The sequence below is a fragment of the Shinella sp. BE166 genome, from assembly GCF_051201095.1.
In the GTDB taxonomy this organism is placed as follows: Bacteria; Pseudomonadota; Alphaproteobacteria; order Rhizobiales; family Rhizobiaceae; genus Shinella; species Shinella lacus.
The window spans coordinates 663,536-672,542 of sequence record NZ_JBPEHL010000004.1; the positions used below are offsets into that span (position 1 = coordinate 663,536).

General features: G+C 61.7%; 8 protein-coding genes. 6 read left to right on the plus strand and 2 right to left on the minus strand.

All coding sequences use genetic code 11. The features are described 5' to 3' along the window. The first annotated feature begins 146 nt into the window (after nucleotides 1-146). The 5 genes from J2Y63_RS13895 (at nucleotide 147) to J2Y63_RS13915 (ending at nucleotide 6,726) form a co-directional block, all read left to right on the plus strand. Complete coding sequence (locus tag J2Y63_RS13895; RefSeq protein ID WP_435266546.1) at nucleotides 147-428, plus strand: hypothetical protein; 282 nt, start codon at nucleotides 147-149, stop codon at nucleotides 426-428. 99 nt (nucleotides 429-527) lie between these two features. After that, nucleotides 528-1,988 (plus strand): MFS transporter, encoded by a 1,461-nt coding sequence (locus J2Y63_RS13900; RefSeq protein ID WP_435266547.1) that lies wholly within the window; start codon nucleotides 528-530, stop codon nucleotides 1,986-1,988. 180 nt (nucleotides 1,989-2,168) lie between these two features. Then, nucleotides 2,169-4,355: a caspase family protein gene (locus J2Y63_RS13905; protein WP_435266548.1), complete on the plus strand. Its 2,187-nt coding sequence runs from the start codon at nucleotides 2,169-2,171 to the stop codon at nucleotides 4,353-4,355. A gap of 90 nt (nucleotides 4,356-4,445) precedes the next feature. Continuing rightward, nucleotides 4,446-5,504, plus strand: a complete 1,059-nt coding sequence (locus J2Y63_RS13910; protein ID WP_435266549.1) for an alpha/beta fold hydrolase — start codon at nucleotides 4,446-4,448, stop codon at nucleotides 5,502-5,504. A gap of 172 nt (nucleotides 5,505-5,676) precedes the next feature. After that, nucleotides 5,677-6,726 (plus strand): methyltransferase domain-containing protein, encoded by a 1,050-nt coding sequence (locus tag J2Y63_RS13915; protein WP_435266550.1) that lies wholly within the window; start codon nucleotides 5,677-5,679, stop codon nucleotides 6,724-6,726. Nucleotides 6,727-6,815: 89 nt separating this feature from the next. Here the strand turns inward: J2Y63_RS13915 and J2Y63_RS13920 are convergent, their stop codons facing one another. After that, nucleotides 6,816-7,409, minus strand: coding sequence for a general stress protein (locus tag J2Y63_RS13920; RefSeq protein ID WP_435266551.1), 594 nt, complete (start codon nucleotides 7,407-7,409; stop codon nucleotides 6,816-6,818). Between the two features lie 22 nt (nucleotides 7,410-7,431). Further along, entirely contained in the window at nucleotides 7,432-7,749 is a 318-nt protein-coding gene (locus tag J2Y63_RS13925; RefSeq protein ID WP_256119598.1) for a PepSY domain-containing protein, read from the minus strand. Nucleotides 7,750-8,013: 264 nt separating this feature from the next. Between J2Y63_RS13925 and J2Y63_RS13930 the strand changes: the two genes are divergently transcribed. Further along, nucleotides 8,014-8,913: a hypothetical protein gene (locus tag J2Y63_RS13930; protein ID WP_435266552.1), complete on the plus strand. Its 900-nt coding sequence runs from the start codon at nucleotides 8,014-8,016 to the stop codon at nucleotides 8,911-8,913. The last annotated feature ends 94 nt before the right edge of the window (nucleotides 8,914-9,007 follow it).

Sequence of the window (9,007 nt, forward strand, 5' to 3'; positions counted from 1 at the left end):
AGCCCCTGCCCTTTCACGCCGATCGTAGTGCCTAGCGTCTCGCGCCATTTCGGACAGTCATTCCGATGTCAGGCGAGGCTGCACGATCGCCGAGCTGGCACAACGCAGGCATGTACCGCCTTCGCCCCCGTGGAATACCTGCTGCGATGGCGCAAGCGCTCGCCAAGGACACCCTTCTCCACTCACGCGGCAGCCTTGAAGAAATCGCCGAAAAGGTCGGTTACAAATCCGCCAGCGCCTTCAGCCAAAAAGTCGGCTGCCCCCAAGCGAATTCGCCCGCAGGGCCGTCGCGACGTGCTGATTTAGCGAGAAACACACGCTCCGCGAAGACGAGATCATTGCTCGCGGCGCTGATGCCTACCTCCCTCAACGAAACAGGCGAAGCGCCCGTCGTGTCCTTGCCTGATAAAAACTGCATCGGTGCTTGACGCATGGGGAGCGAGGAGTAGTTAGAGCTTCATGCAATGACCTCACCATCGGCGCCGAGTGCCCTTCTCCAGGCCCGCGCCTCAGCCTGAAAGCCATTCATGTCGGAAAGAAGCTCCCATCGTGGGCTCGTCGTCGCCGCGATCATGGCAAGCATGGCAATGATCGCCATCGAGGCAACGATCGTTTCGACCGCAATGCCGCAGATCGCCGCCCAACTCGGACAAATCAATCTGTATTCCTGGGTCTTTTCGTCCTTCCTTTTGACCCAGACGGCGACGACGGTGGTCTTCGGCAAGCTCGCGGATATTTATGGCCGCAAGCCGATGATCCTGATCGGTATCGCGCTTTTCCTGTTCGCCTCCGTGCTCGCGGGCTTCGCATGGTCGATGCCGTCGATGATCGCCTTTCGTCTTTTGCAGGGGATTGGCGCAGGGGCGATTCAACCCGTGGCAATGACGGTGGTCGCTGACCTGTTTCCCGGCAATCAGCGTGGCAAGGTCCAAGGTTACCTGGCAAGCGTCTGGGCGTTGTCTGCCGTTGTCGGACCGCTTCTCGGTAGCCTCATCATTCATAACCTCCCATGGGCGTGGATCTTCTGGATCAATGTGCCGGTTGGGCTTCTTGCGGCACTCGGGTTCGTTCTGTTCCTGCATGAAGAGAAACGGACGCGCGTCGTCTCCATCGATATCCTTGGCGCTTCCCTTTTTGCAGTGTCCATTTCCGCGCTGATGATTGCTCTGACGGAAATGGAGACCACGATCTCCAGCACCGCTATGGTGGCCCTGGCCATCGCCATCGTAGCCCTTGTCGCGTTCATCTGGCAGGAGCGGCGCGCCGAGGCGCCCATGGTCGCTCCAGATTTGTGGCTGAAGCGACCCATCGCGTTTTCGAACCTGGCTGTCTTCTTCGCAAGCATGTCGATCATGGGGCTGACGACGTTCCTGCCGATGTATGTGCAGACCGTTCTCAACGGCTCACCATTGGTGGCGGGTTTCGCCCTGACCATGCTGCTCCTGGGCTGGCCCTGCGGTGCAACGATCGCGTCGCGACAGTTTGCTCGGTTCGGCCTGCGCCCCATTATGATCACTGGTAGCATCTGCATTCCGGTCGGCACATGTCTCCTCGTCCTGCTCACGCCGTCGAGCTCCGCGATATTAGCAGGCGCCGGCTCGCTGATAATGGGTTTCGGCATGGGCCTGCTGAATATCAGCGCGCTGATTCTGACGCAGGATAGCGTGAGTTGGACTGAGCGCGGCAGCGCCACAGCATCCAATGTTTTTTCGCGCAATCTCGGCAGCACGCTCGGCGCCGCCGTGCTGGGTGCGGTGCTGACCTACGGACTGGCGCATTCCACCAACGGCCAGCCGATTACGCCAGAACAACTGCGAGCCCTGCTGAACGGCACCGGCACCGTCATGGCCGATGGAGAAACCATCCGGCTTGCATTGCAGCATGCCCTGCATTCCACCTTCGTCGCCATGCTTTTGATCGCCGCACTGATCGTCCCTGCCTGCCTGCTCGTTCCTCGACACGAGCCCATCAGGGAAATGCAGCAATAAAGCTGAGCCGGACCGGATCGCAAAAAATCCCGGCAGATCAGACCCGCATTCACCCAAGAACCGCAGGCCCGTCAGGTGTTGTAATATTTACATTTTCTAATAGTCATGCTACTCATATGATCATCCGTTGCAGGCATTGCCAATATATTCGCCGTTGGATTTTCCTCCGAGGAATTGAACATGCTTGTGAAAAGTCTGCTCGCCTGTGCGATGGTTGCGCTCGGCTCGGTATTTTCGCACGGCTTCGCCGACGCACGGGCGGCAACGCAAGAGGTTCCCTCCGATACGTGCCACGAGATAGCGACTGCCGATGCAGCCGTTTCAAGCGATGCAATTCAAAGCAAGGCGGGCAAGCTCGCCCTTGTGATCGGAAACGCGGCCTATAGCGGAGGAATACCACCGCTTCGCAACCCGGCGCATGATGCCACCGCCGTGAGCGACGTCCTTCGAAAGCTGAACTTCACGGTGTTCTTGGCGATCGATGCGCGAGGGGCAACGATACGTGACTGCGTCGCGCGTATGAAGGCCGCCCTTTTGGGTGACGATATCGCACTCATCTATTATTCCGGCCACGGCATCCAGATCGACGATCGCAACTACCTGGTTGCAACCGACGCCAAGGCCGGCGACGGCCTTTCCGATGCCTTCCTCTACATCGATAAGATCATCGACGGCATGAAGGAAAAATCGGCAGCGACCCTCGTCTTCCTTGATGCTTGCCGGAACAACCCCTTTGCGGGCGAAGGCAACCAGGGTTTGTCGGTGTCGACCGGCCGCGGCCTCGACAGAGGGTTGGCGAAGGTCGACCCAGGGACTTCGGACGCGAGAAAGGAAGCGCGCGGCATTTTCGTTGCCTATTCGACATCGCCGAATGCAACGGCGACAGATGGCGAGGGAGACCTCAGCCCCTTCACCGCCGCCTTCGTCAAAGCCGTAAAGACCCCCGGCTTCTCGGTTCAGCGCGCTCTGAGCGAGGTTTCTCGCAGCGTCGGCGAGGCGACGGACTGGTCTCAGACACCATGGATAAAATCGTCGCTCACCGCCGAGATCCTGTTGAATGGCGTCCTGACGCTCGAGGAGGCGATTGCGGTCTCCCTAAATCATGCGGCGGCGTCGAAGCGCCTCTTGGGAACCGGCGATGTCCAGGGTGCGATCGTCGAAGCCTTTCGCGGGCTTCCGCAGCGAATAGACGAGACGACCGCAGCACAATATCCATCCGCCTATCAGGCGCTGACGGCTGCTGCACGGTCCTCCAGCATCGTTCTTCCCGTCCCTGCAAACAACATTCACGTCGTCATCGTCAATGCGAGCGGTAGCCGCGCCGTTGTCGCCTCCGTTGACCGCGAATATCGCGGAACAGGCAAGGGCACGCTGGAAATCTGGGATACCGCCACCAAGAAGGTGATCGGCACTCTGGGAGATCTGGGCACCGCAGTTCCTAGCGCAAAATTCTCTCCGGACGGATCGCGCGTGGCGGCCTATCTTGGCAAGGGAATCACAAAAGTCTCCGATGCCATCACGGGCGAGACCGGCGCGACGATCACACTTTCCGCAGACAATCTCGGCCCAGCCCATGGCGCCTTCAATCCCCCGATATTGGTGTTCAGCCAGGATGGAGCGGTTCTTGTCAGCACACTCCACAAGAAGGGCGTGGCGCTGGTGCAGGGCTGGGATGTGGCGAGCGGTGCGAAGCGTTTCGAGTTTGATCTCGGCTCCCGGTGCAACGGGCTGGTCAAGATAGCCGGCTGGAACCTGGACAGGGGTTTTGCCGTGCTGAACGCCGACGGCGCATCCCTTTCCTTCGTTTGCACCAACAATTCCCCCAAAATAGGAAAGGCGATCGTCGTCGGCCGATGGTCATTGTCGCAGAACGCCATGATCGGCTCCGGTGTCTTACCGGTCCCGGACGAGATTTATCCGATCGGATTCGGTTTCAGCCCCGACGGGACGCGGATGACTGTCCAGGAACTCGACAATGGCGGCTCGTACCAAATAACCGTCCTGGATACACAGACCGGGCAAAAGATCGGAGACGTGACGAAAGGGCTCTATTCGTCTTTCTCCCCGGAAGGCGACCTCTACTCCGTCGTTCATGAAGGCGGCGCCATGATTTTCTCCGCGAGAAATGGCGAACGCGTGAACGAGATCACGGATTATGCCTATACCGTGCCGGCCGCCTTCCGGAAATTCGGCGAGAAATTTGCCGACTACATTCTTCTCGACAACGACATGTCCACGCTGACCCACGACGTATGGTGGCGGCCGGCGGGCACCCTCACGGTCGCCGAGGCGGCACGATCGAGGCTGACGGCGGAACAAAAGGCGGAGGCTGGTGCCGGCGCGCTGGCTTACAATGAAATTCCGTGAGGCCCGGGCGAAATTCGACCTTCCGAGGGGGCGCGGCCGGGCTGTAACATAAACCTGTCACGCGACTTTCCACTGCGATAGTCTTGGCCCATGAAACTCGACCAGACCATACGGTTCTGCAGCTCGGCAGATGGCACCCGTATCGCCCTCGCGTCCTGCGGGAAGGGACAGGTACTCCTGCGCGCGGCCCACTGGCTCAGCCATGTCGACTATGATCTCCAGAGCCCCGTCTGGCGGCCATGGCTCCAGGCGCTTTCGGCCCGCAACCGGTTCGTGCGCTACGATCCACGCGGCTGCGGTCTGTCGGATCGCTACGTTGCCGACCTCTCGGTCGATGCGTGGCATGCGGATCTAGAGGCCGTGGCCGAAACGATCGAGGAACCGCAATTCGTCCTCCTCGGCCTTTCGCAGGGCGGTGCTCTTGCCATCGCCTATGCCGCGAGGCATCCCGAGCGTGTCTCCCGCCTGGTGCTTCTGAACGCCTACGGCCAGGGCGCCCGGGTCCGGGCGCAGACCGATGCGGAGCGACTGGAAGCCGAGACCCTTGTCAATTTCATCCGCGTGGGCTGGGGACGCGACAACCCGGCATTCGCCCAGTTCTTCACCAATCTCTTCATCCCGGATGGCACACCGGAGCAGCATCGCTGGTGGGGCGATCTCGAGCGCCTGACGTCGGCAGGCGACATCGCCGCGCAACTGCTATGGAACATGCAGGGCATCGATGTGCTGGAGCTCGCGGCGACCCTCAGCGTGCCGACATTGATCGCCCATAGCCGCGGTGACATGCGCGTGCCGTTCGACCAGGGCTGCAAGCTTGCAGCGGCAATTCCGGGCGCACGCTTCGTACCGCTCGAGAGCAAGAACCACGTCTTGCTGCCAGAGGAACCCGCCTGGCCCGTCTTCCTGTCCGAACTGGCCGCCTTCCTGGGGCAGGATCGGCCCATGCGGCCGCTTGCGGTCCGCGAAGCCGGTTTGACGCCCGTGGAGGCGGCACTTCTCGACCTCGTCGCAGAGGGGCTCGACAACCGCGAGATTGCGGAACGTCTCGGCAAGAGCGTGAAGACCGTGCGCAACCAGTTGTCGGTGCTCTTCGGCAAACTCGACGTACACAGCCGCTCGCAAGCGATTGTCGTCGCGCTGTCTCGATAGCCTGCGTCGAGAGCCGGCTTCTCCTCGCAAGGCGGAACGGGACATCTGTCCCTCGCATTGGCGGATTTCCTCCCCCGCTCGGGACTTGCGCCTCATGCCATCCCTAGGGACGAAGCCCATCCTCTGATCGTGGGGGCGGCAACCTACCGCCCCAGGACAGGAGGGAACTCACATGACTGAACTCAATGAAACAGCGCTCAAGGAACTCGTCGGCCGCGTGCTTGGTGATCTTGGCGGCGCCGTCAGCGTTCCGCTGGTGCGGATCGGCGATGCTCTGGACCTCTACAAGACGCTCAAGGAAATCGGCCCCTCAACGGCCGATGAATTCGCCGATGCTGCGGGATGTTCGCCTCGGTACGTGCGAGAGTGGCTCGCAGCACAGGCGGCGTCGGGTTACGTGCACTATGAGGACGGACGGTTCTCGCTCACCCCCGAGCAGGCATTCGTGTTTGCCGAGCCCGACAGCCCCGTCAATCTGATCGGCGCATTCGATACCGCTGCTGCAATGGCTGAAAACCAGCCGAAGGTGCAAGCCGCCTTCAAGACCGGAAGGGGCGTCGCCTGGGGCGACCAGGCCGGCTGCATGTTCTGCGCCGTGGCACGGCTTTTCCGCCCGGGCTACGTCAATGCCCTCGTGCAGGATTGGCTTCCGGCGTTGGACGGTGTCGTCGACAAGCTCAAGGCGGGAGCGAAAGTGGCGGATGTCGGATGCGGGCACGGACTGTCGACGATCCTGATGGCACAGGCTTTCCCGCATTCCCGCTTCACGGGCTATGACTTCCATCCGGACTCGATCGCCGCTGCAACGGCGCACGCTCGATCGCATGACTTGGCGAACGTGCGCTTCGACGTCGGTCGTGCCCAGGACTTCGATGGACGCGATTTCGATCTGATCACCTGTTTCGACTGCCTGCACGACATGGGCGACCCCAAGGCAGCGGCAACACATATTCGCCGGGCGCTGAAGCAGGATGGGATATGGATGGTGGTCGAGCCCATGGCCGGGGACAAGCTGGAAGACAATATCAATCCCGTCGGCCGGCTCTACTACTCGGCGTCGACGATGATTTGCGTTCCCACGTCGCTGGCGCAGGAGACGGGGCTCGCGCTCGGTGCTCAGGCGGGGGAGAAACGGCTCGCCGAAGTGATCCGATCCGGTGGCTTCACTCGCGTTCGGCGCGCCGCCGAGACGCCCCTTAATATGGTTCTAGAGGCGACCTGATGTTGTTTTTACGGTTGGCGCAACAATTGGCCATACCTTCCCTCACCAATCAAAAAAGGCCGGCGGGTGCCGGCCTTTTCCTTGGTCCATCAGCGCCTGTAGCGCAGACGTTCCTGTTCGATTTCGGCCGTACCATACGGCTTCTGCGTGTCGTCGAAGCTTGTCCAGCCGCCTTCGGCATAGGCCGCGCGCCTCTGCTCGGGGTCCACCCAATTCGACTTGCGAAGGATGGCCTCGGCTTCGGCCTGCAGGCTGTCGTCAACCTTCGCGGTCACCAGCGTGCCGCCGCGGCGCACGCCCTCGGCATAGACATGCGCGTGTTCTTCGGACACGCCGGATTCGGTCAAAGCGCCGATCAGCCCGCCGGCCGCACCGCCCGCCACCGCACCGGCGACAGCACCTGCTGCCGTGGCAGCGAGCCACCCGGCGGCGACGACCGGCCCGACACCGGGGATGGCCATGATGCCCAGTCCGGTCAGGAGGCCGCCGACGCCGCCAACGGCAGCACCGATGCCCGCGCCGGTTCCGGCACCTTCAGCGGCATTGGTTTCCTTGCCGTGGCGTTCGTCCGCATTGTTGGAAACGATGCTGATATCGCTGGAGGGCACACCACGTGCCTCCAGGGCGCTGACGGCGGCGCTGGCATCGGAGTAATCGTCGAACAGTCCGGTAACAGTTTTCATGGGAATCTCCTGAAGTCTGAAATTACTTGGCGACGATGTTGCCCTGGTAGTCGAGCGCGACGGTCACGGCCTTGCCGTCTTTCATCGCCTTGGCCTGCCAAATGCCCTTGTCGTCCAAGGCAAGGTCGGTGACCTCAGCATAGCCGGCCTCTGCGATGCGTTCCTTCGCCTGGTCCTCGGTGAAGCTGTTGGCACCCTCGACAGGCGCTGTCGCATTCATGCTGTCGGGCGTGGCAACCGCGGGTGTGTCGCCATCAGTCGTCGGGGTCGTGGACGTCTGAGCAAAGGCGCCAAAAGTCGAGGCGCCCACAAGCGCTGCGGCTAGGAGAAGTTTTTTCATGATTATTTCCTCGTTGAAGCCTGAGAGCAGGCTCCACAAGAACACCGTGCCAGGCGCATGGTTCCACGAGAAGAAAAATAGAAAATGGTGATGACAACCCGTGGAACATCAGCCGTTTCAAAGAGTTGACGCGCCATGCTGCGAACATTCGCTCGCAAGCAATTGGAGGTTCTCAAAATGGGTCGCGGTATTCTTCTCTGGCTTCTGGGCATTCCCCTGCCGATCGTCATCCTGCTCGTTCTCTTCCTGCGATAGGAGACGGACATGTCCCTTTACAGTTCTGACGTCTCCGACGTCGGCGTTGAATCCAGCACGCCGGCGCTCGCCTGGGGTCCCGTCATCGGCGGTTCGGTCGCGGCAGCCGCCACGACGCTCATCCTCCTCCTTCTGGGTTCCGGGGTCGGCCTCACGATGGTCTCGCCCTGGGCGGGGGAAAGCGCGTCCTTTACGGCGGTCAGCGTGACGGCGGCGATCTGGTTCGTCGTCGTGCAATGGCTCGCTTCGGCGCTTGGCGGCTATCTCACCGGTCGCCTTCGCACCAAATGGGCCGGCATCCATACGGATGAGGTCTTCTTCCGCGATACGGCGCATGGCTTTCTCAGCTGGGCCTTGGCGACAGTTGTCGTTGCAGGCCTGGCCGGTTCCGCCTTCACGTCGCTTGCCGGGACGGGCGTGCAGGCCGCCTCGACGGTCGCAGCAACCGCGACAGTTGCAGGCTCGGCCGCGGCAGCAAACAGCGATGCGTCGCCCGACGCGGCCACCGGCTACTTTACGGACCTTCTGCTTCGCCCGCAGGATCTGACAACGCGGGCGCAGGGCGATGACGTATCGGCCACCGCCGAGATTTCCCGCATCCTGGTGCAAGGCGCGGTAAACGATGGCGTGCCGGAAGCCGACCGGGCCTATATGTCAGCGATCGTCGCGTCGCGGGCCGGCGTGACCCCGGAGGAAGCGCGTGCCCGCGTCGACCAGGTCCTTCAGCAGGTCGAGGATGCGAAGAATGCCGCGCTGAAAGCGGCCGATGAGGCGCGCAAGTCCGCCGCAACGGTGGCGATGCTCGGTGCCCTGTCGCTGCTCGTCGGTGCGTTCATCGCGTCCGCTGCCGCCGCCCTCGGTGGACGCCAGCGTGACGACGAAGACGCCGCATTGATCGTCAAGCGCTAAGCCTGATCGAAGCCGCCTCCCGGGGCGGCTTCTTTCCTTAAAGCAGATTTATTGTGCAGTGCAGCAACCATATCGCTGCTGAGGTGTTAGGGTG